This window comes from Rubrimonas cliftonensis (assembly GCF_900107585.1).
GTDB lineage: Bacteria > Pseudomonadota > Alphaproteobacteria > Rhodobacterales > Rhodobacteraceae > Rubrimonas > Rubrimonas cliftonensis.
In genome coordinates, this window is sequence record NZ_FNQM01000002.1 from 294,264 (window position 1) to 318,808 (window position 24,545).

The 24,545-nt window shown below is 73.2% G+C and carries 20 protein-coding genes; 12 read left to right on the forward strand and 8 right to left on the reverse strand.

What is annotated here, in order from left to right; genetic code table 11:
- Positions 1–50 precede the first annotated feature (50 nt).
- Positions 51–2,099 carry a DNA helicase RecQ gene (gene recQ, locus BLW43_RS04080; protein ID WP_093248687.1) on the forward strand — a complete coding sequence of 683 codons (2,049 nt, stop codon included), beginning with the start codon at positions 51–53 and terminating at the stop codon, positions 2,097–2,099.
- 90 nt (positions 2,100–2,189) lie between these two features.
- On the opposite strand, the gene carA is transcribed toward recQ, so the two are convergent.
- A complete protein-coding gene (gene carA, locus BLW43_RS04085; RefSeq protein ID WP_425441161.1) occupies positions 2,190–3,383 on the reverse strand; it encodes a glutamine-hydrolyzing carbamoyl-phosphate synthase small subunit in 1,194 nt (397 codons plus the stop codon).
- A gap of 153 nt (positions 3,384–3,536) precedes the next feature.
- Here carA and BLW43_RS04090 point away from each other — a divergent pair, with 153 nt between their 5' ends.
- The 4 genes from BLW43_RS04090 to hisG all read left to right on the forward strand — a co-directional run bounded on the left by BLW43_RS04090 (position 3,537) and on the right by hisG (position 7,591).
- Positions 3,537–3,992, forward strand: coding sequence for a GatB/YqeY domain-containing protein (locus BLW43_RS04090; RefSeq protein ID WP_093248696.1), 456 nt, complete (start codon positions 3,537–3,539; stop codon positions 3,990–3,992).
- Positions 3,993–4,081: 89 nt separating this feature from the next.
- Complete coding sequence (gene hisS / locus BLW43_RS04095) at positions 4,082–5,695, forward strand: histidine--tRNA ligase (protein WP_093248699.1); 1,614 nt, start codon at positions 4,082–4,084, stop codon at positions 5,693–5,695.
- Between the two features lie 4 nt (positions 5,696–5,699).
- Positions 5,700–6,881 (forward strand): ATP phosphoribosyltransferase regulatory subunit, encoded by a 1,182-nt coding sequence (locus BLW43_RS04100; RefSeq protein WP_245730916.1) that lies wholly within the window; start codon positions 5,700–5,702, stop codon positions 6,879–6,881.
- Complete coding sequence (gene hisG / locus BLW43_RS04105) at positions 6,875–7,591, forward strand: ATP phosphoribosyltransferase (RefSeq protein ID WP_093248705.1); 717 nt, start codon at positions 6,875–6,877, stop codon at positions 7,589–7,591. Before BLW43_RS04100 ends, hisG begins: the two co-directional genes overlap by 7 nt.
- 6 nt (positions 7,592–7,597) lie before the next feature.
- On the opposite strand, the gene BLW43_RS04110 is transcribed toward hisG, so the two are convergent.
- Positions 7,598–8,035, reverse strand: a complete 438-nt coding sequence (locus tag BLW43_RS04110; protein WP_093248716.1) for an acyl-CoA thioesterase — start codon at positions 8,033–8,035, stop codon at positions 7,598–7,600.
- Positions 8,036–8,159: 124 nt separating this feature from the next.
- Here BLW43_RS04110 and bchI point away from each other — a divergent pair, with 124 nt between their 5' ends.
- From bchI to BLW43_RS04125, 3 genes are all read left to right on the forward strand, one after another.
- Positions 8,160–9,158 (forward strand): magnesium chelatase ATPase subunit I, encoded by a 999-nt coding sequence (gene bchI / locus BLW43_RS04115; RefSeq protein WP_093248718.1) that lies wholly within the window; start codon positions 8,160–8,162, stop codon positions 9,156–9,158.
- A gap of 245 nt (positions 9,159–9,403) precedes the next feature.
- Positions 9,404–11,329, forward strand: coding sequence for a VWA domain-containing protein (locus BLW43_RS04120; RefSeq protein WP_093249953.1), 1,926 nt, complete (start codon positions 9,404–9,406; stop codon positions 11,327–11,329).
- 46 nt (positions 11,330–11,375) lie between these two features.
- A complete protein-coding gene (locus BLW43_RS04125; protein ID WP_093248721.1) occupies positions 11,376–12,269 on the forward strand; it encodes a DMT family transporter in 894 nt (297 codons plus the stop codon).
- On the opposite strand, the gene BLW43_RS04130 is transcribed toward BLW43_RS04125, so the two are convergent.
- The 3 genes from BLW43_RS04130 to clpB all read right to left on the reverse strand — a co-directional run bounded on the left by BLW43_RS04130 (position 12,266) and on the right by clpB (position 17,670).
- The gene (locus tag BLW43_RS04130) at positions 12,266–14,284 is read right to left on the reverse strand and encodes a sigma-54-dependent Fis family transcriptional regulator (protein WP_217632096.1); all 2,019 of its coding nucleotides are present in this window, start codon (positions 14,282–14,284) and stop codon (positions 12,266–12,268) included. The two genes, BLW43_RS04125 and BLW43_RS04130, sit on opposite strands and share 4 nt — an antisense overlap.
- 39 nt (positions 14,285–14,323) lie before the next feature.
- Positions 14,324–14,809 (reverse strand): hypothetical protein, encoded by a 486-nt coding sequence (locus BLW43_RS04135; RefSeq protein ID WP_245730917.1) that lies wholly within the window; start codon positions 14,807–14,809, stop codon positions 14,324–14,326.
- Positions 14,810–15,051: 242 nt separating this feature from the next.
- Positions 15,052–17,670, reverse strand: coding sequence for an ATP-dependent chaperone ClpB (clpB, locus tag BLW43_RS04140; RefSeq protein ID WP_093248731.1), 2,619 nt, complete (start codon positions 17,668–17,670; stop codon positions 15,052–15,054).
- 538 nt (positions 17,671–18,208) lie between these two features.
- Here clpB and BLW43_RS04145 point away from each other — a divergent pair.
- From BLW43_RS04145 to dnaQ, 4 genes are read left to right on the forward strand one after another with little or no spacing between them, the layout of a single operon-like run.
- Positions 18,209–18,793, forward strand: coding sequence for a Maf family protein (locus BLW43_RS04145; protein WP_093248733.1), 585 nt, complete (start codon positions 18,209–18,211; stop codon positions 18,791–18,793).
- Complete coding sequence (locus tag BLW43_RS04150; RefSeq protein WP_093248735.1) at positions 18,790–19,623, forward strand: shikimate dehydrogenase; 834 nt, start codon at positions 18,790–18,792, stop codon at positions 19,621–19,623. Before BLW43_RS04145 ends, BLW43_RS04150 begins: the two co-directional genes overlap by 4 nt.
- Entirely contained in the window at positions 19,620–20,258 is a 639-nt protein-coding gene (gene coaE, locus BLW43_RS04155) for a dephospho-CoA kinase (RefSeq protein ID WP_217632097.1), read from the forward strand. Before BLW43_RS04150 ends, coaE begins: the two co-directional genes overlap by 4 nt.
- A complete protein-coding gene (dnaQ, locus tag BLW43_RS04160; protein ID WP_093249955.1) occupies positions 20,255–20,962 on the forward strand; it encodes a DNA polymerase III subunit epsilon in 708 nt (235 codons plus the stop codon). Before coaE ends, dnaQ begins: the two co-directional genes overlap by 4 nt.
- 193 nt (positions 20,963–21,155) lie before the next feature.
- On the opposite strand, the gene bhcD is transcribed toward dnaQ, so the two are convergent.
- The 3 genes from bhcD to bhcB all read right to left on the reverse strand — a co-directional run bounded on the left by bhcD (position 21,156) and on the right by bhcB (position 24,542).
- On the reverse strand, positions 21,156–22,148 hold the full coding sequence (bhcD, locus tag BLW43_RS04165; protein WP_093248753.1) for an iminosuccinate reductase BhcD: 993 nt from the start codon (positions 22,146–22,148) through the stop codon (positions 21,156–21,158).
- 225 nt (positions 22,149–22,373) lie between these two features.
- Positions 22,374–23,537 (reverse strand): 3-hydroxy-D-aspartate aldolase BhcC, encoded by a 1,164-nt coding sequence (gene bhcC, locus BLW43_RS04170; RefSeq protein ID WP_093248755.1) that lies wholly within the window; start codon positions 23,535–23,537, stop codon positions 22,374–22,376.
- A gap of 33 nt (positions 23,538–23,570) precedes the next feature.
- A complete protein-coding gene (gene bhcB, locus BLW43_RS04175) occupies positions 23,571–24,542 on the reverse strand; it encodes a beta-hydroxyaspartate dehydratase BhcB (RefSeq protein WP_093248760.1) in 972 nt (323 codons plus the stop codon).
- Between the last annotated feature and the right edge of the window lie 3 nt (positions 24,543–24,545).

The window sequence follows — 24,545 nt, forward strand, 5'->3', positions numbered from 1 at the left end:
CCGCCCGGCGCGCCCAGCAGACGCCGCCGACAAGGACGCCTCCACCCGCCATGCACGACGCCCGCGCCCTGCTCAAGACCGTGTTCGGCTTCGAGGATTTCCGCCCCGGCCAGCGCGAGATCGTCGATGCGGTCATCAATGGACGCGACGTGCTGGCGATCATGCCCACCGGCGGCGGCAAGTCGCTGTGCTACCAGTTGCCGGCGCTCGCCCGCGACGGCCTGACCGTCGTCGTCTCGCCGCTCATCGCGCTGATGCGCGACCAGGTGCGCGCGCTGCAGGCCGCAGGCGTCCCCGCCGCCGCGCTCACCTCCGCCAACACGCCCGAGGAGCAGGAGGAGATCTTCGACGCGCTCGACCACGGCCGCCTGAAGCTGCTCTACATGGCGCCCGAGCGCGTCGCCGTCTCCGGCCCGCTCCTGCGCCGCGCGCGCATCACCCTGCTGGCGGTGGACGAGGCGCATTGCGTCAGCCAGTGGGGCCACGACTTCCGCCCCGACTACCTGCGCATCGGCGACCTGCGCCAAAGCCTCGGCGGCGTGCAGACCGCCGCCTTCACCGCCACCGCCGACGCCGAGACCCGCGCCGAGATCGCGCAGAAACTGTTCGATCGCCCGCCCGAGACCTTCCTGCGCGGCTTCGACCGGCCCAACCTGTTTCTCGCCTTCGAGCCGAAGAACCAGCCGCGCCAGCAGCTCCTGCGCTTCGTGAAGGCGCGCAAGGGCCGCTCCGGCATCGTCTACGCCTCCAGCCGCAACAAGACCGAGGTGCTGGCGAAGGCGCTCAGTGACGAGGGCCTGCCCGCGCTCGCCTACCACGCCGGGCTCGACCCCGTGACGCGCCAGCAGAACCAGGACCGATTCCAGCGCGAGGACGATCTGGTGATGTGCGCCACGGTCGCCTTCGGCATGGGCGTCGACAAGCCCGACATCCGCTTCGTCGCCCATGCCGACCTGCCCAAGTCGGTGGAGAGCTACTATCAGGAGATCGGCCGCGCCGGCCGCGACGGGGCGCCGGCCGACACGCTCACCCTCTACGGCCTCGACGACATCCGCCTGCGCCGCATGCAGATCGACGAGAGCCCCGCGCCGGAGGAGCGCAAGCGCGGCGACCACCAGCGCTTCAGCGCGCTGCTGACGCTCGCGGAAGCCCCGCGCTGCCGCCGCATGACGCTGCTGGGCTATTTCGGCGAGACGCTGGCGGAGCCCTGCGGCGCCTGCGACCTCTGCCGCAATCCGCCCAAGCTCTTTGACGCCACCGTCGCCGCGCAAAAAGCGCTCTCGGCGATCCTGCGCACCGGCGAGCGTTTCGGGATGGAGCACCTTATCGCCATCCTGCGCGGCGAGACGACCGAGAAGGTGGCGGAGCGCGGGCATGACCGCCTGCCCACCTTCGGCGCCGGGAAGGAGTTCGACCGCAACCAGTGGCGCGGCGTGTTCCGCCAGCTCGCCGCGCTCGGCGTGGTCTGGGCTGACGCCGAGCGCCACGGCGCCTGGCGCTGCGCCGAGGCCGCGCGGCCCATCCTCAAGGGCGAGCAGCCGCTCCAGATGCGCGCCGACGCGCTGCGCCCGGCGAAAGGGGCGGGGGGCCGCGCTGCGCCCGCCGCGCTGGTGGCCGAGGAGGACGAGCCGCTGCTCTCGGCGCTGAAGGCCAGGCGCCGCGAACTGGCCGAGGCGCAGGGCGTCCCCGCCTATGTCGTGTTCGCCGACCGCACGCTGATCGACATGGCGACCGCCAAGCCGCAGACGCTGGCCCAGCTCGGCGAATGCCACGGCGTCGGCGCCAAGAAGCTCGACCAGTACGGCCGCATCTTCCTCGACGTGCTGACGCAGGGGGCCGCCCCGCCGCACCCCGCTCAGGCGAAGCTGTCGGACGCGGCGCTCGCGCTCTGCGCTGCGCTGGAGGAAGCGGCGCGAGACCTCGCCCGCGGCGAGGACGGCGCGGAGAAGCCCCTCAGCCTGCCGCGCGCCGCCATCGCGAAGATCGCCGAGACGAAGCCCCGCAGCGTCGAGGCGCTGGCGCGCGTGCCGGGCGTGGGCGAGCAGAAGGCCCGGCGCTTCGGCGCGGCGTTTCTCGCCGTGATCGCCGCCGCCCGCTAGCCCCGGCGACGGCGGCCCCCGCGAGGGGTGAGCCCGGCCGGACTTAGGGCGGACGAAGCGCCGTGAGACGGAGCGCGGCGTCCGCCGCGGCTAGCCCATCGCCGAGACGAAGCGATCGAACAGATAATGGCTGTCATGCGGGCCGGGGCTGGCCTCGGGGTGGTGCTGCACCGAGAACACCGGCCGCCCCGCCACCTTCAGCCCGCAGTTCGAGCCGTCGAAGAGCGAGACATGGGTCTCGATCACGCCCGTGGGCAGCGTCTGCGCGTCCACCGCGAAGCCGTGGTTCATCGAGACGATCTCGACCTTGCCGGTTTCGAGATCCTTCACCGGGTGGTTCGCGCCGTGGTGGCCGTGGTTCATCTTCACCGTGCGGGCGCCGAGCGCGAGCCCGAGCATCTGGTGGCCGAGGCAGATGCCGAAGACGGCGATCGGCGTCTGCTCGATGATCTCGCGGATCATCGGCGCGGCGTATTCCGCGGTCGCGGCGGGGTCTCCGGGGCCGTTGGAGAGGAACAGGCCGTCGGGGTCCAGCGCGCGCACCTGCGCCGCGGTGGCGCCGGCGGGCAGGACATGCACCTCGCAGCCGGCCTCCACCAGCCGCCGCAGGATGTTGCGCTTGGCGCCGTAGTCGATGGCGACCACGCGCCGCCTGCCGGGCCGCGGCGGCGCCGCGTCCTCGCCGCCATAGCCGCCCGGCCAGCGCCAGCCGCCGTCGGCCCAGGCGTAGGCTTCGGGCGCGGTCACGTCGCGGGCGAGGTCCGCCCCGACCAGCCCGGCGAAGGCGCGCGCCTGGGCCACCAGCGCCGCCTCGTCGAACACGCCGTCGGCGGCGTGGGCGATCACCGCGTGGGGGGCGCCCTTGCCGCGAATCAGCCTCGTCAGCCGCCGCGTGTCGACGCCGCCGACGCCGATCAGTCCGCGCGCGCTCATCCAGTCGGCGAAGCGTCCCGCGGAGCGCCAGTTGGACGGCGCGGTGGGAACCTCGCGCGTGACGCAGCCGAGCGCGGCGGCGGTCCCGCCCTCCTCGTCCTCGGCGTTGGCCCCGACATTGCCGATATGGGGAAAGGTGAAGGTGACGATCTGGCCGGCATAGGAAGGGTCCGTCAGGATCTCCTGATAGCCCGTCATCGCAGTGTTGAAGCACAGCTCGCCAGCCTGCGCGCCGGAGGCGCCGAAGCCGACCCCGCGCAGCACCGACCCGTCGGCGAGCGCGATTCGCCCCGTGAGGGCGCGGGCGTTGGGGTGGGGCATGGGCTGCGACTCCTCGCTGATCTCGCGCATGTATGGCGCACATCCTGGGGGCGTCAAGATGGTGTCTGGGTATTTTTCCTTTGATTACAGCGGCTTGAAAATTTTCTGTTGCGTTGCCGCATTGTGTCGGGCGCGTTAGGGTCCGTCACGGGGCGCACGGGCCCGGCTTTTGCAGGAACGTTGATGAGAGACCGGATCGCCTCGGCCCTCAAGGAGGCCATGAAGTCCAAGGACGCGACGCGCACCTCGACGCTGCGCCTCGTCATGGCCACCCTGAAGGATCGCGACATCGCCGCGCGCGGCGACGGCGAGGACGCGCCGGGCGAGGACGAGGCGGAGGCGCTGGCGATCCTCGCCAAGATGATCAAGCAGCGCGAGGACAGCATCCGCGCCTACGAGGAGGGCGGCCGGCTGGAGCTTGCGGCGCGCGAACAGCAGGAGATCGACGTCATCCGCGAGTTCCTGCCCCAGCCGCTCACCCAGCAGGAGGTCGACGCCGCCGTGGCCGCCGCCATCGCCGAGACCGAGGCCGAGAGCATCAAGGACATGGGCCGCGTCATCGGGATGCTGAAGGAGCGCCACCCCGGCCAGATGGACTTCTCCAAGGTCGGCGCGCAGGTGAAGGCCGCGCTGGGCTGAAGCGTCGGAGCGCTGCGGCCGCGCCGCCCAGCTTGCCGCCTCCGGGCGCATCCGCTATCCCCCGGCGCGACCTCAGCGGGGCGGGCTCCATGGCGAAAGACAAGGCGAACAGGCCGCGCCGGCCGCGCGCGGAGACCCCGCGGGGTTTTCGCGACTGGTTCGGCGCGGAGGTCGAGGCGCGCGCCGCCATGCTGGGCGCGATCACCGAGGTCTATCGCCGCTACGGTTTCGACCCGCTGGAGACCTCCGGGATCGAGACGGTCGAGGCGCTGGGCAAGTTCCTGCCCGACGTCGACCGCCCCAACGAGGGCGTGTTCGCCTTCCAGGACGACGACGAGACGTGGCTGGCGCTGCGCTACGACCTGACCGCGCCGCTGGCGCGCGTCTACGCCCAGCACCAGCAGACCCTGCCGACGCCCTATCGCCGCTTTGCGGTCGGGCCGGTCTGGCGCAACGAGAAGCCGGGGCCGGGCCGCTTCCGCCAGTTCTGGCAGTGCGACGCCGACACGGTGGGCGCCGCCTCCGTCGCCGCCGACGCCGAGATCTGCGCCATGCTCGCCGACGCGCTGGAGGCGGCGGGCATTTCGCGCGGCGACTATCTGGTGCGCATCAACAACCGCAAGGTGCTTGATGGAGTAATGGAGGTTGCTGGCCTTCATGACGTTTCAGACCCGACGCGATTCAGCATTGAGCGAGGGATCGTTGTTAGAGCGATCGACAAGCTGGACCGGCTTGGCCCAGACGGAGTGCTGGCATTGCTTGGAGAAGGTCGAAAGGACGACAGCGGAGATTTTACAAGGGGAGCAAATCTCAGCACCCAACAGATCGAAATCATCATGGGATTTGTCGACGCTTCCCGACTTGTGCGCGAAGAACTTGAAAATGGCCCACCAAATCCGGATTTGAGGATTCCATCTGGTATGGGTTTTGTTGTCGAAGATGCGGACAGGCACTCCGAGGGTGTGGGCCGTCTATGGAATTGGGCCGTCCTCGATCACCTGATGCGCCTCGTGGGTCAATCGCGGAGTGGCGAGGAGGGAATTCGGGAGCTTGGAGAGATCATCGATCTCTTACAGGCTCAGGGCTACGGGCCCGACCGCATCCGCCTCGATCCCTCGGTGGTGCGGGGCCTCGGCTACTACACCGGGCCGGTCTACGAGGCCGAGCTGACCTTCGAGATCCTCGACGAGAAGGGCCGCCCGCGCCAGTTCGGCTCGGTCGCCGGCGGCGGGCGCTACGACGACCTCGTGAAGCGCTTCACCGGGCAGCTGACGCCGGCCACCGGCGTCTCCATCGGGGTGGACCGGCTGCTCGCCGCGCTCGCCGCCAAGGGGCGCGGGCCGAAGGAGGGCGGCGGGCCGGTGGTGGTCTGCGTGATGGACCGCGCCCGCATGGCCGACTACGCCGCCATGACCGGCGCGCTGCGCGCCGCCGGCCTGCGCGCGGAGACCTTCCTCGGCGGCGGCAAGATGGCGAAACAGCTGGCCTACGCCGACAGGCGCATGAGCCCCGTGGCGGTGATCGCCGGCGAGGACGAGTTCGCCCGCGGCGTGGTGCAGCTCAAGGACATGGCGCTCGGCGCGCGGCTCGCCGCCGGGATCGAGACCAACGAGGAATGGAAGGCGCAGCCCGCGCAGCTCGAGGTTCCGCGAGATAGGCTGGTCGAGGCCGTCGAGGCGATGATCGCCCGCGCCGGGGGCTGAGGCGGTGGCCGCCGACCGCGCCTATCTCGCCGGCGGCCGCGTCGGCCCGGCGCGCGCCGCGCTGGCGGCGCTGACGGCCCGCATGATGGCCCGGTTCGAGGCCGCCGGCGCCCAGCGCGTCGACCCCGCGGCGCTGCACCAGGCCGACGTCCTGCTCGACGTCTATGGCGAGGATCTGCGCGGCCGCGCCTTCATCGTCGAGCAGCCCGGCGCCGGGCCGCTGTTCCTGCGCCCCGACTTCACCCTGCCGGTGCTCCAGCTTCACCGCGCCGCGCGCGCCGAGCCCGCACGCTACTGCTATCTCGGCCCGGTCTGGCGTCGTCAGCCGGGCGCGCAGAATGGGCGTCCGACGGAGTTCCTGCAGGCGGGCGTCGAGGTCTATGGCGAGGACGCCGCCGAGGCCGACGCGGAAGTGTTCGCGCTGATGCGTGACGCGCTCGCCGAGGGCGGCGTCACGGCGCCGGAGGTCGTGACCGGCGATCTCGGCGTCGCCATCGCGGTGCTGGAGGCGGTGGCGATGGCGCCCGCCCGCCGCGCCGCGCTGCGCCGCCACTTCTGGCGCCCCGTCCGCTTCCAGGCGCTGCTGCGGCGCTACGCCGGCCCCGCGCCGGCGCCTTCGCCCCTGCGCCGCGCGCTGCTTGAGGCGGCTTCCGCGGGCGGGGTTCCCGCGCTCGCCGAGGGCGCCGGCGGCGTCGTCGGCGCGCGCGATCTCGCTGACGTCGCCGCCCGCGCCCAGGCGCTGGCCGAGGACGCCGCCGCCGCGCCGGTCGCCGCGGAGGACGCGCGGCTCATCGACGCCGCGCTCGCCGTCGAGGGCCCCGCCGACGCCGCCCACGCCCGCCTTGCGGAGCTCGCGAAGGCCGGCGGCGTCGACATCGCGCCGGCGCTCGAGCGCTTCGCCCGCCGGCTCGACGCCCTGGCGCGGCGCGGCGTGGAGGCCGGCGCCCTGCCGTTCCGCGCCGCCACCGCGCGCACGCTGGAATACTACGACGGCTTCGTGTTCGAGATGGCCGCGCCGGGCCGGCCCGACCTGCCGCCGCTCGCCGCCGGCGGGCGCTACGACGGCATCGCCGCGGCGCTTGGCGGGCCGCCGGCGCCGGCCGTCGGCGCCATGGTGCGGCCCGAGGCGCTGCTCGCCGCGGGCGGCCTCGCCGATGCGTCCGCGCCGGAGGCCGCCGCATGCTGACCCTCGGCCTGCCTTCCAAGGGCCGCCTCCAGCAGGACGCCGTCGACCGCTTCGCCGCCGCCGGCGTGCGCGTGGAGCGCAGCCCCGAGGGGCGCGAGTACGCGGGCCATGTCAGCGGCCTGCCCGACGCCGGCCTCGCGCTGCTCTCCGCGGGCGAGATCCCCCGCGCGCTCGCCGAGGGCGCCATCCATGTCGGCGTGACCGGGGAGGATCTGATCCGCGAGCACATCCCCGACGCCGAGACCCGCATCGCCCTGCCGCTGCGCCTGGGCTTCGGCCGCGCCGACCTCATCGTGGCCGTGCCGGCCTTCTGGGTGGATGTGGAGACCATGCACGACCTCGACGAGGCGGCGGCGGCGTTCCGCGCCCGCCACGGCCGGCCGATGCGCGTCGCCACCAAGTATCACGCGCTGACGCGGCGCTTCTTCGCGCAGGCGGGCGTGGCGGACTACCGGCTGGTGGACAGCCAGGGCGCCACCGAGGCGACGCCGAAGAACCGCGCCGCGGAGCTGATCGTGGACATCACCTCGTCCGGCGAGACCCTGCGCGCCAACCACCTGCGCGTGCTGGAGGACGGGCTGATCCTGCGCTCGGAGGCGATGCTCTGCGTCTCCCGCGCCGCGCCCTGGGGGCCGGCGGCGCGGCGGGCGCTGGCCGAGCTTGGCCATCGCCTCGGCTTCGACGGCGAGGGCATCGCGCTGGGCGGCTGACGCCGTTCAGGAGATCGTCGCCAGCGCGTCCCTGAACGCCTGCGGCAGCGGCGCGGGGCGCCGCGTCTCGCGGTCGACGTAGACATGGACGTAGCGGCAGACCGCCGCAGCCTCAGCGCCTGCGCCGAACAGCGCGAGGCGGTAGGTGACCGAACTCGTCCCCGCCCGCTCAACGCGCAGGCCGGTCTCCACCGTCTGCGGAAACCCCACCGCGGCGAAGTAGCGGCAGGCCGTCTCGCCGACGAGTCCGATCACCGGGCCGCGCAGCACGTCGAACCGCGCGCCCTCGACCAGCCAGCGGTTCACCGCCGTGTCGAAATACTCGTAGTAGACGACGTTGTTCATGTGGCCGAACAGGTCGTCGTCGCGCCAGCGGGTGGGGCTCGCGAAGCGCACGGGAAAGGCCTCGCGCAAGGGGCGGTCTGGGGGGAGGAGGGCGGCCATGGCGATGCTCCTGCGACCGGAGGGCTGCGACGGACTGTCAGGCCCGCTTTACAGTCAGCCCCCGAGCGCGGAAAGTGCGCGGTGCGTGACCCGCCCACGGACCAGCCGCAAGGACCCCGCCGCCATGGCCGTTTTCCCCTTCACCGCGATCGTGGGACAGGACGAGATGAAGACCGCCCTGCTGCTGGCCGCGGTCGACCCCTCGATCGGCGGCGTGCTGGCCTTCGGCGACCGCGGGGCCGGCAAGTCCACCGCGGTGCGCGCGCTGGCGGCGCTGCTGCCGCCGATCCGCGTCGTCGCCGGCTCGCCCTACAACGACGACCCCGACGCGCGCGACTGCCCCGAGGCGGACCGCGCGAAGGCCGTTGAGGCCCCGACCCCGGTGGTGGACCTGCCTCTCGGCGCCACGGAGGATCGGGTCGTCGGCGCGCTCGACCTCGAGCGCGCCCTGACCCGCGGCGAGAAGGCGTTCGAGCCCGGCCTGCTGGCGCGCGCCCATCGCGGCTTTCTCTACATCGACGAGGTCAACCTGCTGGAGGATCATCTCGTCGACCTGCTGCTCGACGTCGCCGCCTCCGGCGAGAACGTGGTCGAGCGCGAGGGCCTGTCGGTGCGCCACGCGGCGCGCTTCGTGCTGGTCGGCTCCGGCAACCCCGAGGAGGGCGAGCTGCGCCCGCAGCTGCTCGACCGCTTCGGCCTGTCCGTCGAGGTGAGCACACCGAAGGAGCTGGCCGAGCGCATCCTCGTCGTGCGCCGCCGCGACGCCTTCGAGCGCGACCGCGCCGGTTTCGTCGCCGAATGGGCCTCTGAGGAGGCCTCGGTGCGCGAAAGGATCCTCGCCGCCCGCGCCCGCCTGCCCGGCGTCGAGGCGCCCGACGCGGCGCTGGAGAAGGCCGCAAGGCTGTGCCTCGCGCTGAAGGCGGACGGGCTGCGCGGCGAGCTGACGCTGCTGCGCGCCGCCCGCGCGCTTGCGGCGCTGGAGGGCGCCGGCGTCGTGACCGACGCCCATGTGCGCGCCGTCGCGCCCTCGGCGCTGCGACACCGCCTGCGGCGCGACCCGCTCGACGAGGCGGGCTCGGGCGCGCGCGTGGCCCGCGCGCTCGACGAGGTGCTGGCGGCGTGAAGCCCGGCTGCGTCCAGGCTTCCGCGGCTCCGGGCGCAGCGCCGGACGCGGCGCGGCCGGTCGACGGCCCGCGCCCCGCCGGCGACGTCGCCGGCGCAGCCGTTTGGCCATCAGCCGAGGTGTTTGCGCGCAGGCGGGCGCCTGAAGCGCCGGCGCCGGCGCCGTCCGCGTCAGCGGCGCCGCAAGCGGCCTTCGCCGCTGGCGAGGACGGCGCCGGCTGGTCCGACGCCGCGGCGGCGGCGGACATGCTGGCGCTCGACCCCGCGGCGCTCGGCGGCGCTCGGCTGCGGGCGCGCTTCGGCCCCGCGCGGGACGCCTGGCTCGCCCGTCTCGCGGCGGGGTTGCCGGAGGGCGCGCCCTTCCGGCGCATCCCCGCCTCCGTGACCGAGGAGCGGCTGCTCGGCGGTCTCGACCTCGCCGCGACGCTCGCCGCGGGGCGCCCGGTGACGCGCCGCGGCGTGCTGGCGGAGGCTCACGGCGGCGTCGCGGTGCTGGCGATGGCGGAACGCGCGCAGGCGACGCTCGCGGCCCATCTCGGCGCCGCGCTCGATGGGGGCGTCGTGCGGCTGGCGCGCGAGGGCGCCGGCGGGGCGGTCCCGGCCCGGCTCGGCGTGGTGGCGCTCGACGAGGGCGAGGAGAGCGAGGAGAGCGAGGAGGCCGCGCCGCCCGCGCTCCGCGAACGGCTCGCCTTCGATCTCGCGCTCGACCGTCTGCGCCCCGAGCCGATGTCGGCGGATCACCGCGCGCGGATCGCCGAGGCCCGCCGCCGGCTGCCGCATGTCGCCTGCCCCGACGCGGTGCTCGAGGCGCTCTGCGCCGCCGCCGAAGCGCTGGGCGTCGCCTCGCCGCGCGCCGCGATCTTCGCGCTGCGCGCCGCCTGCGCCGCCGCCGCGCTGGAGGGCCGCGCGGAGGTCGAGGCGGGGGACGCCGCGCTCGCGGCCCGCCTCGCGCTGGGGCCCCGCGCGACCCAGGCCCCCGCCGCGCCGGATGAGGCCCCGGAGGACGATGCCTCCGAGGACGCGCCGGACGAGACGTCTCCCGACGAGACGCCGCCCGACCGGGGCGATCCGCCGCCGGACGCTCCCGAGCCTGACGCTGACCGGCTCGACGAGGGGCCTGCTCTCGGAGAATTGACCGAACTGGTGATCGCCGCCGCCCGCGCCTCGCTGCCCGCCGGGGTGCTGGCCGGGCTCGCGGCGGCGAGCGGGGCGGGCCGCGCGCCCGGCGCCGGCGCTGCTGGCGCGATGCGCCGCGCCGCGACCCGCGGCCGTCCGCTCGGCGCCCGGCCCGGCATGCCGCAGGGGGGCGCGCGGCTCGATCTCGTGGAGACGCTGCGCGCCGCCGCGCCCTGGCAGCCGCTGCGCCGGCGCGAGGCCGCCGAGCGCGCCGCCGCGGCAGTGGACGCGAATGAAGACGCGGCCAGAGACGGGGCCAGAGACGGCGCTGGAGACGGGGCTGGAGACGGGGCTGGAGACTTGGCCATGGACGCGACCGGCGACGCGGCCGGAGACGCTTTCCCGCCCGCCCCCCGGCGCGTGCTGGTGCGGCGCGAGGACTTCCGCCTGCGTCGGTTCAAGCGCCCCGCCGAGACGTTGACGATATTCGTGGTCGACGCCTCCGGCTCGGCCGCCGCGCAGCGCCTCGCCGAGGCGAAGGGCGCCGTGGAGCTGCTTCTGGCCGAGAGCTACGTCCGGCGCGACCGCGTGGCGCTGGTGACTTTCCGCGGCGCCGGGGCGGAGCTGGCGCTGGCGCCGACGCGCGCGCTGGCGCGGGCGAAGCGGGCGCTCGCGGGGCTGCCGGGCGGCGGCGGCACGCCGCTGGCGGCGGGTCTGGAGCTCGCCGCGCTGGAGGCCGAGGCCGCGCTGCGCCGGGGCTGGACGCCGACGCTGGCGATCCTCACCGACGGCCGCGCCAATGTGCGCCGCGACGGGAGCGGGGGGCGCGAGGCCGCCCGCGCCGAGGCGCTGGAGGCTGCCGGGCGGCTGCGCGCGCTCGGCCTAGGCGCGGCGCTCATCGACAGCGGCGCCAGGCCCAGCCCGGACGCCGCCGCCGTCGCCGCAGCTCTCGGCGCGCGCTATCTGCCGCTGCCGCGCGCCGACGCGGCGGCGCTCGCCGGGGCTCTGTCCGGCGCCCCGTCCGGGGCGCCTGCGGCGACGGGCGCGAGAGCGTGACGGGCGGCGGCTTTCCTCCGTCGCGCCGGGCGCCCAGGGTCGCGCCATGACGTCGCCCGACCCGCCGTTCCCGCTGCTCCCCGCCGTGCTGCTGACGCTGCTGGCGTTCGCCGCCAACTCCATCCTCGGGCGGCTGGCCATGGCGGAGGGGCTGATCGGGCCTGGCGCCTTCACCGCGCTGAGGCTCGGCGCCGGGGCGCTGGTGCTGGCGGCGCTGGCGCTCTCGCGCCCCTCGGGCCGGGCGGCGGCGCGCGCCACGGCCTCGCCCGCCAGCGCCGTGACGCTGTTTCTCTACGCCGCCGCGTTCTCCTTCGCCTATCTGCGCATCGACGCCGCGATCGGGGCGCTGGCGCTCTTCGCCTCGGTGCAGGCGACGATGTTCGTCGGCGCGCTGATGGGGGGCGAGCGCCCCGGCCCGGCGCGCTGGCTGGGCGCGCTCTCCGCTCTCGCGGGGCTCGGCGCGCTCGTGGCGCCGGGCGCCGCGGCGCCGGACGGGCTGGCGCTGGCGCTGATGGCGGTCTCCGGGGCGGCGTGGGGCTGCTTCTCGCTGATCGGCCGGCGCGGCGGCGCGCCGCTGCCGCGCATGGCCGGCGCCTTCGCGCTGGCGGCGCCGCTTGGATTCGCCCTCTGGGGCGTCGCGGCGCTGGCGGGGGAGAGCGGAGCGATGGACCCGCGGGGCGCGGCGCTGGCGCTGGCTTCGGGCGGCCTGACCTCGGCCTGCGGCTATGCGCTCTGGTATGCGATCCTGCCGCGGCTGCGCGCGACGACGGCGGCGCTGGCGCAGCTGACCGTGCCGCTCATCACGCTCGGCGGCGGCATGGCGGTGCTCGGCGAGCCGCTGACATGGCGCTTCGTCGTCGCCGCCGTTCTCGTGCTGGGCGGCGTCGGGGCGGCGACCATGGTCGCCGAGCGGCCGCCAGCAGCCCGGAAAACGCCCTAGCGATAGACGCGCTGGATGTCGTAGCGGTCGAGCTTGCGGTAGAGGGTCGGGCGCGTGATGCCCAGCGCGTCGGCAACCCGGCTGAGGTTGCCGCGATGCTCGGCGATGGCGCGCAGGATGGCGGTCTTTTCCGCGTCCCTGAGCGAGCACGGCTCAGAGGGCGCCGGCGGCTGCGCCTGCGGTTGCCCACGGTCCTGCCGCTTGGCGCCTGCCACGCCCGGCGCGGTCTCCGCCCCGATCTCCGGCGGCAGGTCGGCCAGCGTGACGCAGCGGTCGCGCGACAGCGAATGCAGGCGCTGCACGAGATTGCGGAGCTCGCGCACGTTGCCCGGCCAGCGGTAACGCAGCAGCGCCTCGGCGACGGGGCTGGCGAAGCGCAGCGGGTCGAGCCCGTATTCGGCCGCGAGGCTGCGGTTGAAATGCTCCAGCAGCAGCAGCACGTCGTCGCCGCGTTCGCGCAGGGGCGGCGCCTGAACGGTGACGGCGCCGATGCGGTAGAACAGGTCGGCGCGGAAGCGGCCCGCCTCGGCCTCGGCGCGCAGGTCGCGGTTGGTGAGCGCCACGAGCCGGGCGTCGAAGGGGCGGCCCCGACTGTCGCCGATGCGGTGGATCACCCGCTCCTCCAGCACGCGCAGCAGGTAGGGCTGGATCTCGATCGGCATCTCGCCGATCTCGTCGAGGCAGAAGACGCCGCCGCAGGCCTGCTCCAGCTTGCCAGCCCGGCCCTCCTTCACGGCGCCGGTGAAGGCGCCCTCCACATGGCCGAAAAGCTCGCCGCCGAACAGGTCGCGCGCGATGGCGCCGCAGTTTATCGCGATGAAGGGCGTCTGGCGCGGGCCGGAGAACTCGGCGTGGATCAGCCGCGCGAACAGCTCCTTGCCGGTGCCCGTCTCGCCCTGCACCAGCACCGGCGCGTTGACGCGGGCGATGCGGCGGGCAAGGTCGATCGCCTCGAGCATCGCGTCGCAGCGGGCGACGATGTCGCCCTGCCCGGCGGGGCGGCGGACGGCGGCGGCGCGCGCCGGGGCCCCGCCGGCGCGGCGCGGCTTGCGGGCGCAGTCGAGCACCAGCGCGACGCCCCGCACCTCGCCGCCGATGCTGAGCGCGCAGACGTCGCGACAGCCCAGATCGGGCGGCAGGGCGGCGGCGACGGTGTCCGCCGACAGCGCGCCGTTCAGCTCCACCAGCCGCTCCCCGATCGCCGTCGGCGCCTCGCGCCCGTCGCCGAGGATCAGACGCTCGAAGCCGCTGCGGTGCAGCACGCGTCCCATCGCGTCGAGGATCACCACGCCGTCCTCGCCGCCGAGCATGGGGGCCTGCTCCAGCAGCGCGTCGAGCAGGCGGATGCGCTCGGCGTTCAGGGCGTGGGCCAGCACCGCCTCGATCTCTCCGGCGGCGGCGGCGGCGAAGGCGGTGTTGTGCTCGCGGAAGATGCGGGTGAGGCCCGAGAGATCCACCGCGCCGATCACCGACTGGTCCACCGGGTCGCGGATCGGGGCCGCGGCGCAGCTCCAGTCCTTCAGCCCCTCGACATAGTGCTCGGAGCCGTGGACGAACAGCGGCTGGCCGGCCTGCAGCGCCGTGCCGATGCCGTTCGTCCCCACCGCGTCCTCACGCCACAGCGCGCCGACCTGGAGGTTGATGCGGCGGCCGGCCTGAAGCGTCGCGGGGTCGCCGATGGCCTCGATCACCAGCCCTTCCTCGTCGGTGAGGATGAGCATGGCGTCGGCCCCGTGCAGCATCCGCCCGATCTTGTCGAGCGAGCGTCTGGCGGCGCGGCACAGCGCGTCGTTGGCCGCGCGCAGGCGCGCGACGCCCTTCTCGTCGCTCAGCACCGGGGCTTCGGCGCGGGTCGGGTCGACGCCAGCCGAGGTGCTGCGCGTCCATGACTGGTGGATGACGCTGCGCACCACCTGGCAGGCGCCGGCGCCGGCGTGGTGGCTATCCCAAGCGGCGTTGACGCGGCGATGGTCGCTCGCCGTTGACGGAACGCGCTGGCTGGCCTCGGCTGGCATCGGCGGCTCCTTGCTGTCTGGCGGGGTGCGCCGGTCGCGTCAGATATCCGTGTATCCGAGAAGCGTCTTGATTTCCGCCGCGAGCGCCGCGTCGTCGCGCCCTGCGCCCATCGCAGCCCCGTCCAGAATCGCAAGCCTGCTCCCGATTTCGGGCGAAACGGCGGCGTGGAAGCCGTTCTCGCGCGTGGCGAGCAGGAACTTCCAGCGACCGTCGACGCGGCGGATCTCGCCGAGGAAGTGCATCTGGCGGTTGGTCTCGAAGTCCACCACGACGACCCGCTTGTTGGGGCTGACGCGGACATAGGGCCGCGGCGCTCCCGGCGGCGGCGCCGCGCCATGGCTTATGATCAGCCCTTCGGCCTGCGGCGCCGACGGCGCGGCGGCCTGCGCCTTGCGTGCGGAATAGGCGCCGTTGGAGAACTGGTCGGCGAGGCGCTCGATCGTCGCGCGGTTGCCGTCGATCAGCCGACGCGCCGCGACGTCCTCTCGCCGGGGTCCGGATCGGGGGGAGATGATGGTGACCATGAACGCTCTCCCCGGGGTGCGACCTCATTGCGTGAGGTTCGATTTACAACTTTTACGCTAGGGGCTGCGGCGCCTCTACGGCAATCATTCTTTGGTCATATATCGGTCAATTCGCGTCTCGAAGTCAACGAGGGCGCAATTTCACACGCTCTGCGGGCAGTTTGGCGGCTGTTGCGAAGGCTTCACTGAAACGCCGCGGAGGTGGCCGGCGCCACCCCCGCGAATCAATCCTGCGCGCTGCTTCAGTGCACCGTGGCGCGAGGCGGCTCGCCGCCGTCGCCCGGCGGCGGGGCCAGACGGTCGCCGACGACCAGGCCCTCCGGGCCGGCCGACACCGTGATCACGTCGCCGTCATGCGCCGCGCCGGAGAGGATCAGCTCCGCCAGCGGGTTCTGAAGCGCCCTCTGGATCACCCGCTTCAGCGGCCGGGCGCCGTAGATCGGGTCGTAGCCCTTCTCGGCGAGCCAATCGAGCGATGGGCCGTCGATCTCCAGCGTCATCTTGCGGTCGGCCAGCCGCCTTTCGAGCTGGGCGAGCTGGATGGCGACGATGCCGGCCATGTGGTCGCGCCCCAGCCGCTCGAACAGCACGATCTCGTCGAGGCGGTTGAGGAATTCGGGCCGGAAGTGCGCCCGCACCATGCCCATCACCGACTCCCGCGCGTCGTCGACCCTCGCGCCGTCGGGCAGGGCGGTGAGGAACTCCGCGCCGAGGTTCGAGGTCAGCACGATCAGCGTGTTGCGGAAGTCCACCGTGCGGCCCTGGCCATCGGTGAGGCGGCCGTCGTCGAGCACCTGCAGCAGCACGTTGAACACGTCCTGATGCGCCTTCTCGACCTCGTCGAACAGGATCACCTGATAGGGGCGCCGGCGGACGGCCTCCGTCAGCACGCCGCCCTCGTCGTAGCCGACATAGCCCGGAGGGGCCCCGATCAGCCGCGAGACGCTGTGCTTCTCCATGAACTCGCTCATGTCGATGCGCACCATCGCCTGCTCGTCGTCGAACAGGAACTGCGCCAGCGCCTTGGTCAGCTCGGTCTTGCCGACGCCGGTCGGGCCGAGGAACAGGAAGCTGCCCAGCGGGCGGCTCTCGTCCTGCAGGCCGGCGCGGGCCCGGCGCACGGCGTTGGAGACGGCGCGCACCGCCTCGGCCTGGCCGATGACGCGGGCGCCAAGACCCTCCTCCATGCGCAGCAGCTTCTCGCGCTCGCCCTCCAGCATCTTGTCCACGGGGATGCCGGTCCAGCGGCTGACGACGCCGGCGATGTGGCTGGGCGTCACCGCCTCCTCCACCATCACGTCAGACTGCTCGGCGGCCTCCGCGGCCTGCAGGTCGCGCTCGAACTGCGGGATCACGCCGTAGGCGAGCTCGCCCGCCTTGGCCAGATCGCCCGCGCGCTTGGCGTTCTCCAGATCGACGCGCGCCTGATCGAGCTTCTCCTTCAGCGTGCGCGCCTCGCCGAGCTTGTCGCGCTCCGCCTGCCAGCGCGCGGTCATCTCGGCGGAGATCTGCTGGAGGTCGGCGAGCTCCTTCTGGAGCGAGGCGAGCCGCTCCTGCGAGGCGACGTCGGTCTCCTTCTTCAGCGCCTCCGCCTCGATCTGCTTCTGCATGATGTCGCGGTCGAGCGCGTCGAGCTCCTCGGGCTTGCTGTCGACCTCCATGCGCAGGCGGCTGGCCGCCTCGTCCATCAGGTCGATGGCCTTGTCGGGCAGGAAGCGGTCGGCGATGTAGCGGTTCGAGAGGGTCGCCGCGGCCACCAGCGCGCTGTCGGTGATGCGCACGCCGTGGTGAACCTCGTATTTCTCCTTCAGGCCGCGCAGGATCGAGATGGCGTCCTCGACGGACGGCTCGTCCACGAACACCGGCTGGAAGCGGCGGGCGAGCGCGGCGTCCTTCTCGACGTGCTTGCGGTATTCGTCGAGCGTGGTGGCGCCGACGCAGTGCAGTTCGCCGCGGGCGAGGGCGGGCTTCAGGAGGTTCGAGGCGTCCATCGCGCCGTCGGCCTTGCCGGCGCCGACCAGCGTGTGCATCTCGTCGATGAACAGGATGACGCCGCCGGCCTCGGCCTGCACCTCGCCCAGCACCGCCTTCAGCCGCTCCTCGAACTCGCCGCGATACTTCGCGCCGGCGATGAGGCTCCCCATGTCGAGCGCCATCAGCTTCTTGTCCTGAAGGCTCTCGGGCACGTCGCCGTCGACGATGCGCAGGGCGAGGCCCTCGGCGATGGCGGTCTTGCCGACGCCGGGCTCGCCGATCAGGACGGGATTGTTCTTGGTGCGCCGCGAAAGCACCTGGATGGTGCGGCGGATCTCTTCGTCGCGGCCGATCACCGGGTCGAGCTTGCCGTCGCGGGCGGCTTCGGTGAGGTCGCGGGCGTATTTCTTGAGCGCGTCGAAGCCGGCCTCGGCGTTCTGGCTGTCGGCGGTGCGGCCCTTGCGCAGGTCGGCCACGGCCGCGTCCAGGCGCTGGGCGTCCGCGCCCGCCTCCTTCAGCGGCCTGCCCGCGGCGTCCTTCGCCAGCGCCACGAGCAGCCGCTCGGCGGACACGAAACTGTCGCCGGCCTTCTGCGCCAGCGCCTCGGCCTCGGTCAGAAGGCGGGCGAGCCCGGCGTCCATGTAGATCTGGCCGTCGCCGCCGGAGACTTTCGCGATCTTGCCCACGGCGGCGTCGGCGGCTTCCTTGGCGCGGGCCACGTCGCCGCCCGCCTTCGCGATCAGCCGCGCCGCCAGCCCCTCAGGGTCGTCGAGCAGCGCCTTCAGCAGGTGCTCCGACGTCAGCCGCTGGTGGCCTTCGCGCAGGGCGATGGTCTGGGCGGCCTGGAGGAAGCCGCGGGCGCGGTCGGTGAATTTCTCCAGATTCATGGGCGAGGCTCCTTCGCAGCGCGGCCCGCTCGCCCGGATGGCGCGACGCTGGCCGCCTTGGGTGGTGAACGGCGCCCGGAACGGCGCGCCGTCTTCGCTCATGAAGTGGTGCGGGGGCCGACGGACCGCAACATGCCGTGCGTCCCTGCGGTCGAGCGTCGCGCCGCCCCGGTGGGCGCGACGCGCGTGGCCTGCGGGCGGGGCGTGGTCCGCGCGCGTGTCGATAACCCCTTGACCGTGACGCTCCGGCCGGCGACCATTAGGCCAATGTTTCAACGTCATCGATCGCGTCTCCAAAGTCGGACGAAGGGGAGCGCTCGGTGATGAATGGGTCTCACTTTGCGGCGGTGAAGGATTAACCTCTGTATTAACCGATCATGCGCGCGCTCGTTTCATCCTGGTCGCTCTACGCTTGGCGAGCGGGCCTTCTCATTCTGAATCGATTTCGTCGGTCCGCTGGGCGCCGGCCCGTATTGGGCCGACTCACCGCGCAAGGGCCGCGTCTGCGCCGCGGCGGACAGAGAGGAGACCGAAGCGAGTGCTGGTTCTGGCGTCAGGCTCGAAGACGCGGGCGCAGATTCTGCGCGCCGCGGGCGTCGAGGTGGAGATCATGCCGGCGCGCGTCGATGAGGACGCGGTGAAGGCCGCCTTCGACGCCGAGGGCGCGCCCCCGAAAGATGTCGCGGACGCGCTGGCGGCGATGAAGGCGGAGCGCGTCTCCCGGCGCGCGCCGGGCCGGCTGGTGCTGGGCGCCGATCAGGTGCTCTCCTGCGACGGGCGTCGCTTCGACAAGCCCGACGGCGCGGATGCGGCGCGCGACCAGCTCCGCGCGCTGCGGGGGCGCAGCCACAGCCTGCACAGCGCAGCCGCCGTCGCGCTCGACGGCGCGGTGATCTGGCGCCATGTCGGGCGGGCGCGGATGGACATGAGGCCTTTTTCAGACACGTTTCTGGAAGAGTATCTGGCGTCGGGAGGCGAGGCGCTGGCGGGGGGTCTCTATCGGTTCGAGGGAACGGGAGCGCAGCTGTTCGGCGCGGTGAAGGGGGATCACTTCACGATCCTCGGCCTGCCGCTGCTCGAAGTGCTGGGCTTCCTGCGCGCGCGGGGGGCGTTGACGGAATGAGCGGTCTGAACGGTCCGGTGGCCGGCGTTTTGGGATGGCCGGTGACGCACTCGCGCTCTCCGCTGGTGCACGGCCACTGGCTGAGGAGATACGGCCTGCGGGGCGCTTATGTCGCGCTGCCGACGCGGCCCGAGAGCCTGGAGACCGCGTTTCGCGGGCTCCAGGCCCTGGGCTTCGTCGGCGGCAACGTCACCATTCCGCACAAGGAGGCCGCTCTGGCGCTGGCCGACGCCGCCACGCCGCGCGCGCGCCGCATCGGGGCGGCGAACATGCTGCTGGTGCGCGACGGCGGGATCGAGGCCGACAACTCCGACGGCTTCGGCTTCATCGAGAACCTGCGCGCCGCCGCGCCCGGCTGGCGGGCCGACGCCGGGCCGGCGCTGGTGCTGGGGGCGGGCGGCGCGGCGCGCGCAGTGGTGGCGTCGCTGCTCGACGCCGGGTGCGGCGAGCTGCGGCTCGTCAACCGAACCCGCGCCCGCGCCGAGGCGCTCGCCGAGGCCCTCGGCGGGCCCATTCGCGTGCTGGACTGGGGCGAGGCGGCCGCCGCGGCGGGCGGAGCGGCGACGCTGGTGAACTGCACCTCGCTCGGCATGGCGGGCGCCGCGCCCTTCGACCTGCCGCTCGACGACGCCGCGCCGGGCGCGCTCGCCACCGACATCGTCTACGCCCCCCTGCGCACGCCCTTCATTGTCGCGGCGGAGCGGAGGGGGCTCGCGACGGTCGACGGTCTCGGGATGCTGCTGCATCAGGCTCGGCCCGGCTTCGCCGCGTGGTTCGGGGCGGAGCCGGAGGTGGACGAGGCGCTCCGCGCCGCGGCGCTCGCCGCATGAGCCCGCCCCCCGGAGCGGGCGCCGCGCAGCCGCCGCTGGTCTCGGTCGGGCTCACCGGCTCGATCGGCATGGGCAAGTCCACCGTCGCGGGCATGTTCGGCAAACGCGGCGCCGCGCTCTGGGACGCCGACGCGGCGGTGCATCGCCTCTATGCGCCGGGCGGCGCCGGTGCGCGCGCCATCGAGAGCCTCGCGCCGGACGCCGTCGCGGGCGGCGCGGTCGACCGCGCGGCGCTGCGCCGGGCGATCCTGGAGGATCCCGATCTGCTCGCCGGCGTCGAGGCCGTCATCCATCCGCTCGTCGCGGCCGACAGGGCGGCGTTCCTGAGCCGCGCCCGCGGCGAGGGCGCGCGCATCGCCGTGTGCGATGTTCCGCTGCTGTTCGAGACGGGATCGGACAGGGTCGTGGATGTCGTCGTCACGGTCTCCGCCCCGGCCGAGGTGCAGCGCGCGCGGGTGCTCGCCCGGCCGGGCATGACGCCGCAGGCGTTCGCTGCGATGCTTGCGCGGCAGACGCCGGACGCCGAGAAGCGGGCGCGCGCGGACTTCGTGATCGACACCGGCGGCGCGCTTGACGACACCCAGGCGCAGGTCGACGCGATCGTGGAGAAGCTTGAGAGGGGATGGCGGCGATGACGCGCGAGATCGTGCTCGACACCGAGACGACGGGGCTCGACCCCGACGCCGGCGACCGGGTCGTGGAGATCGGCGCGATCGAGCTGGTGAACCACGTCGCGACCGGGCGCGTGTTCCACGTCTACCTCAACCCCGAGCGGCCGATGAGCGCGGGAGCGGAGGCCGTGCACGGCCTCTCCGACGCCTTTCTCGCCGACAAGCCGCGCTATGCGGCGGTCGCGGCGGAGTTCGAGGCCTTTGTCGGCGAGGCCGTGATGGTGATTCACAACGCCGGCTTCGACATGAAGTTCCTCAACGCCGAGCGCCGGCGGATGGGCTTCGCGCCATGGCCGATGAGTCGCGCCGTCGACACGGTGGCGATGGCGCGGCGCAAGCATCCCGGCGCGCAGGCGAGCCTCGACGCGCTGTGCCGCCGCTACGGCGTCGACAACTCCGCACGCGAAAAGCATGGCGCGCTGCTCGACGCGGAGCTGCTTGCCGAGGTCTATCTCGAACTGATCGGCGGCAGGCAGCCGGGCTTCGGCCTGAACCTCGGCGCCGCGCGCGGCGAGGCGGGAGCGGGCGCGGCCAGGTCCGGCGCCTACGCGCCGCCGGCGCGCCCCAGGCCGCTCGCGGCGCGGCTGACCGACGCCGAGCGCGCCGCGCATGCGGCCTTTGTCGCGGAGATGGGCGAAGCCGCGCTTTGGCGCCGGTTCAAGGGGTGACGGCGGTCGCCATGCGCCGTCGCCTGACGGCCCTGCGCCGGGACCGGCCCGCCCTATACGCTTCATGCGGAAACCCGTTGCGACGGTCGGGCGCGAGACGGCGCATCACGCCATCAAAGGTCGGCTGAGGGCCGTGGCTCAAGGCCGGGGCGGCGCCGCCGGCGCACTCCGCGCCTCCCGGCGGCGCCGCGGGTCAGAGCGTCAGCGTCTGCGCCTTGCCGCTCTCGACCGCGCGGGCCATGGCGACCGCCGCCGCGGCAAGGTCCTGCAGGCCGACGCCGGTGCCGTCGAACAGCGTGATCTCGTCGTCGCCCGTGCGGCCGGGGTGGTCGCCGTTGATGACGCGGCCGAGCGGCGTCACGGCGTCCTCGCCGATCAGGCCCTGCGCCACCGCATGCTGCGCCTCGCCGATGGTGATCGACTGCGCGACCTCGTCGGTGAACACCGTCGCGCGGGCCAGCAGGGCGGGATCGACCTCCTGCTTGCCCCTGGTGTCGGTGCCCATGCAGGCAAGATGCGTCCCCGGCTTCACCCAGTCGGCCATGATCTGCGGCTCGGTGGAGGAGCCGATGGTGATGATCACGTCGGCCTCGGCGCAGAGCCGCTCGCGCTCGACCGCCTCGAACGGCAGGCCGATCTCGGCGGCGACCGCGCCGAGCTTCGGCAGCATGTCGGGGTGGTAGTTCCACGCCACGACGCGCTCGAACCGGCGCTGTTCGGCGGCGGCGCGGAGCTGGAACTGCGCCTGATGGCCGGCGCCGACCATGCCGAGCACCTTCGCGTCCCTGCGCGCCAGATGCGCGATGGAGACGGCGGAGGCCGCTGCGGTGCGCAGCGCGGTGAGGTGGTTGCCGCCGACCAGCGCGCGCAGGCGGCCGGTGTCGGGGTCGAACAGGAACACGGTCGACTGGTGGTTGGTCAGCCCCCTCGCCGCGTTGCCGGGCCAGTAGCCGCCCGACTTGAGGCCCAGCACCAGCCCCGCGCGGTCGAAGCCCGACTTGAAGCCGTAGAGCGCGTCGGCGTGGCCGATGGCCTCGCGGATGACGGGGAAGTTGTAGGCGTCGCCCCGCGCCATCGCCGCGAACACCTTCTCGACGGCCTCGAAGGCGTCGGCGCGGCTGACGACCTCCTTGCAGACGTCTTCGGACACGATGGCGATGGCGGCGGCGTCGGCGGCGTCTTTCATCGGGCGGGCTCCGGCAGGCTGGGGCTGACGGCCAGGATGGCGGCCAGGAAGGTGGGCGGGGGGCGGGCGGCGGCGCGTCGCCCATGAGGGCGCCCCCTCACCCCGGCCCTCTCCCGCAGGGCGGGAGAGGGGGCGCGGGTTGCGCCCGCGGCGCAACGCGGCGTCGGCGGATGTCCTCCCGAGGCTTCGGGAGAGCGGCGCGCGCCATGCGCGCCGCCTTCGGTGTCAGTAGGCCTTGCCGCGGGCGGTCACGGGCCAGAGCGTCTCCACCTTGCCGCCCCGCACGCCCACATACCAGTCATGCACGTTGCAGGTCGGGTCGCAGTGGCCGGGCACGAGGCGCAGCTTGTCGTTGACCTTCAGCACGCCCTCGGGGTCTGCGATGACGCCGTGCTCGTCGGAGCACTTGACGTACTTCACGTCGGTCCGGCCGAAGATCACCGGCAGGCCGCTGTCCACCGACTGCGCCTTGAGGCCGGCGTCGCAGATCGCCTTGTCGGCCTTGGCGTGGGACATGACCGAGGTGAGGATGAACAGCGCGTTCTCCCATTCGCCCTCGTCGATGCGCTTGCCGTCCTTGTCGAGGATGCGGCCGTAGTCGGCGTCCATGAACGCGTAGGAGCCGCACTGCAGCTCGTTGTAGACGCCCGAATCGCCCTCGAAATAGTAGGAGCCGGTGCCGCCGCCGCCGACGATGTCGCACTCCAGCCCCTCGGCCTTCAGCGCATCCACGGCGTCCTTGACCATGGCGATGGCGATGTCGACCTTCGCCTTGCGCTCGTCGTAGCTGTCGAGGTGCTGCATCGCGCCCTGATAGGCCTGGATGCCGGCGAATTTCAGCCCCGGCGCGGCGTCGATGGCCTTGGCGATCTCCACCACGGCGGGGGTGGTGGTGACGCCGCAGCGCCCGGCGCCGCAGTCGATCTCGACCAGCACCTCGATCTGCGTGCCGTGCTTCACCGCCGCCGCCGAGAGGTCGGCGATGTTGGCGACGTCGTCGGCGCAGCAGATGGCGCGGCCGCCGAGCTTCGGCAGGCGGGCCAGACGGTCGATCTTCGCGGGGTCGCGCACCTGGTTGGACACCATGGCGTCGGTGACGCCGCCGCGCACGAAGGCTTCCGCCTCGCTGACCTTCTGGCAGCAGACGCCGACCGCGCCGCCCAGTTCGATCTGCGCCTTCGCGACGTCGACGGACTTGTGCATCTTGCCATGCACGCGGTGGCGGACGCCGTGCGCCTTGCACCAGTCCCCCATCTTCCTGACGTTGCGCTCGAAGGCGTCGAGATCGACGATCAGGCAGGGGGTCTGGATGTCCTTCTCGTCCATGCCCGGAATGGCCGGGATGTCATAGCCCACTTCGTAGGCGTCGAATTTTGCCGGTGCGTTCATCGATTTGGTCCTCCCGTCGGACTTCGATCAGGTTCAGCTCTTCATCCAGGGCAGTTTGTCGAGATCGACGTTGCCGCCGGTTATCACCACGCCGACGCGCTTGCCCTCGAACACCGCGCGGTTTCGCAGGATCGCCGCGAGCGGCACGGCGCAGGACGGCTCCATCACGATCTTCATGCGCTGCCAGGTGAGATACATCGCGTCGATGATCTCCTGCTCGCTCGCCAGAAGCACGTCCGTCACATAGCTGCGCACGAAATGCCAGGTGCGCTCCTTGAGCGGCACCTTCAGGCCGTCGGCGATGGTGGTAGGCGCATCGTAGGCGACGATCTGGCCGGTCCTGAAGCTCTGGTAGGCGTCGTCGGCCTGCTCCGGCTCGGCGGCGTAGATCTTCGTGCTCGGCGCCAGGTGCGAGAGCGTGAGGCAGGAGCCGGAGACCATGCCGCCGCCGCCGATGGGCGCGATCAGGGCGTCGAGGGGCCCGAGCTCTTCGAACATCTCCTTGGCGCAGGTGCCCTGGCCCGCGATCACGCGGGGGTCGTTGTAGGGGTGGACGAACTCGGCGCCGGTGGACTCGACGACCTCCTTGAACACCGCCTCTCGCGACGTGGTGGAGGGCTCGCACTCGATCACCTCGGCGCCGTAGCCGCGCATGGCGGCCTTCTTCGCCTCGGGCGCGGTGCGGGGCACGACGACCTTGCAGGGGATGCCCCGCCGGCCGGCGGCGTAGGAGAGCGAAAGGCCGTGGTTGCCCGAGGAATGCGTCGCGACGCCCTTCGACGCCTGTTCGTCCGACAGCGAGAACACCGCGTTGGAGGCGCCGCGCGCCTTGAACGCGCCGGCCTTCTGGAAGTTCTCGCACTTGAAGAACAGCTCCGCCCCGGTCATCGCGTTGAAGGTCTGCGAGGTCAGGATCGGCGTGTCGTGGATGTAGGGCCTGATGCGGTCATGCGCCGCCGCGACGTCCGCATAGGTCGGAAGGTCGAGATCGTCTTCTCCGCGCATCGG

What these genes read in the sequence shown, in the direction of transcription:
- recQ (WP_093248687.1), top strand. Translation starts at nt 51, where the DNA reads ATGCACGACGCCCGCGCCCTGCTCAAGACCGTGTTCGGCTTCGAGGAT.
- carA (WP_425441161.1), bottom strand. Translation starts at nt 3,383, where the DNA reads ATGCGCGAGATCAGCGAGGAGTCGCAGCCCATGCCCCACCCCAACGCC.
- BLW43_RS04090 (WP_093248696.1), top strand. Translation starts at nt 3,537, where the DNA reads ATGAGAGACCGGATCGCCTCGGCCCTCAAGGAGGCCATGAAGTCCAAG.
- hisS (WP_093248699.1), top strand. Translation starts at nt 4,082, where the DNA reads ATGGCGAAAGACAAGGCGAACAGGCCGCGCCGGCCGCGCGCGGAGACC.
- hisG (WP_093248705.1), top strand. Translation starts at nt 6,875, where the DNA reads ATGCTGACCCTCGGCCTGCCTTCCAAGGGCCGCCTCCAGCAGGACGCC.
- BLW43_RS04110 (WP_093248716.1), bottom strand. Translation starts at nt 8,035, where the DNA reads ATGGCCGCCCTCCTCCCCCCAGACCGCCCCTTGCGCGAGGCCTTTCCC.
- bchI (WP_093248718.1), top strand. Translation starts at nt 8,160, where the DNA reads ATGGCCGTTTTCCCCTTCACCGCGATCGTGGGACAGGACGAGATGAAG.
- BLW43_RS04120 (WP_093249953.1), top strand. Translation starts at nt 9,404, where the DNA reads ATGCTGGCGCTCGACCCCGCGGCGCTCGGCGGCGCTCGGCTGCGGGCG.
- BLW43_RS04125 (WP_093248721.1), top strand. Translation starts at nt 11,376, where the DNA reads ATGACGTCGCCCGACCCGCCGTTCCCGCTGCTCCCCGCCGTGCTGCTG.
- BLW43_RS04130 (WP_217632096.1), bottom strand. Translation starts at nt 14,284, where the DNA reads ATGCCAGCCGAGGCCAGCCAGCGCGTTCCGTCAACGGCGAGCGACCAT.
- BLW43_RS04135 (WP_245730917.1), bottom strand. Translation starts at nt 14,809, where the DNA reads ATGGTCACCATCATCTCCCCCCGATCCGGACCCCGGCGAGAGGACGTC.
- clpB (WP_093248731.1), bottom strand. Translation starts at nt 17,670, where the DNA reads ATGAATCTGGAGAAATTCACCGACCGCGCCCGCGGCTTCCTCCAGGCC.
- BLW43_RS04150 (WP_093248735.1), top strand. Translation starts at nt 18,790, where the DNA reads ATGAGCGGTCTGAACGGTCCGGTGGCCGGCGTTTTGGGATGGCCGGTG.
- coaE (WP_217632097.1), top strand. Translation starts at nt 19,620, where the DNA reads ATGAGCCCGCCCCCCGGAGCGGGCGCCGCGCAGCCGCCGCTGGTCTCG.
- dnaQ (WP_093249955.1), top strand. Translation starts at nt 20,255, where the DNA reads ATGACGCGCGAGATCGTGCTCGACACCGAGACGACGGGGCTCGACCCC.
- bhcD (WP_093248753.1), bottom strand. Translation starts at nt 22,148, where the DNA reads ATGAAAGACGCCGCCGACGCCGCCGCCATCGCCATCGTGTCCGAAGAC.
- bhcC (WP_093248755.1), bottom strand. Translation starts at nt 23,537, where the DNA reads ATGAACGCACCGGCAAAATTCGACGCCTACGAAGTGGGCTATGACATC.
- bhcB (WP_093248760.1), bottom strand. Translation starts at nt 24,542, where the DNA reads ATGCGCGGAGAAGACGATCTCGACCTTCCGACCTATGCGGACGTCGCG.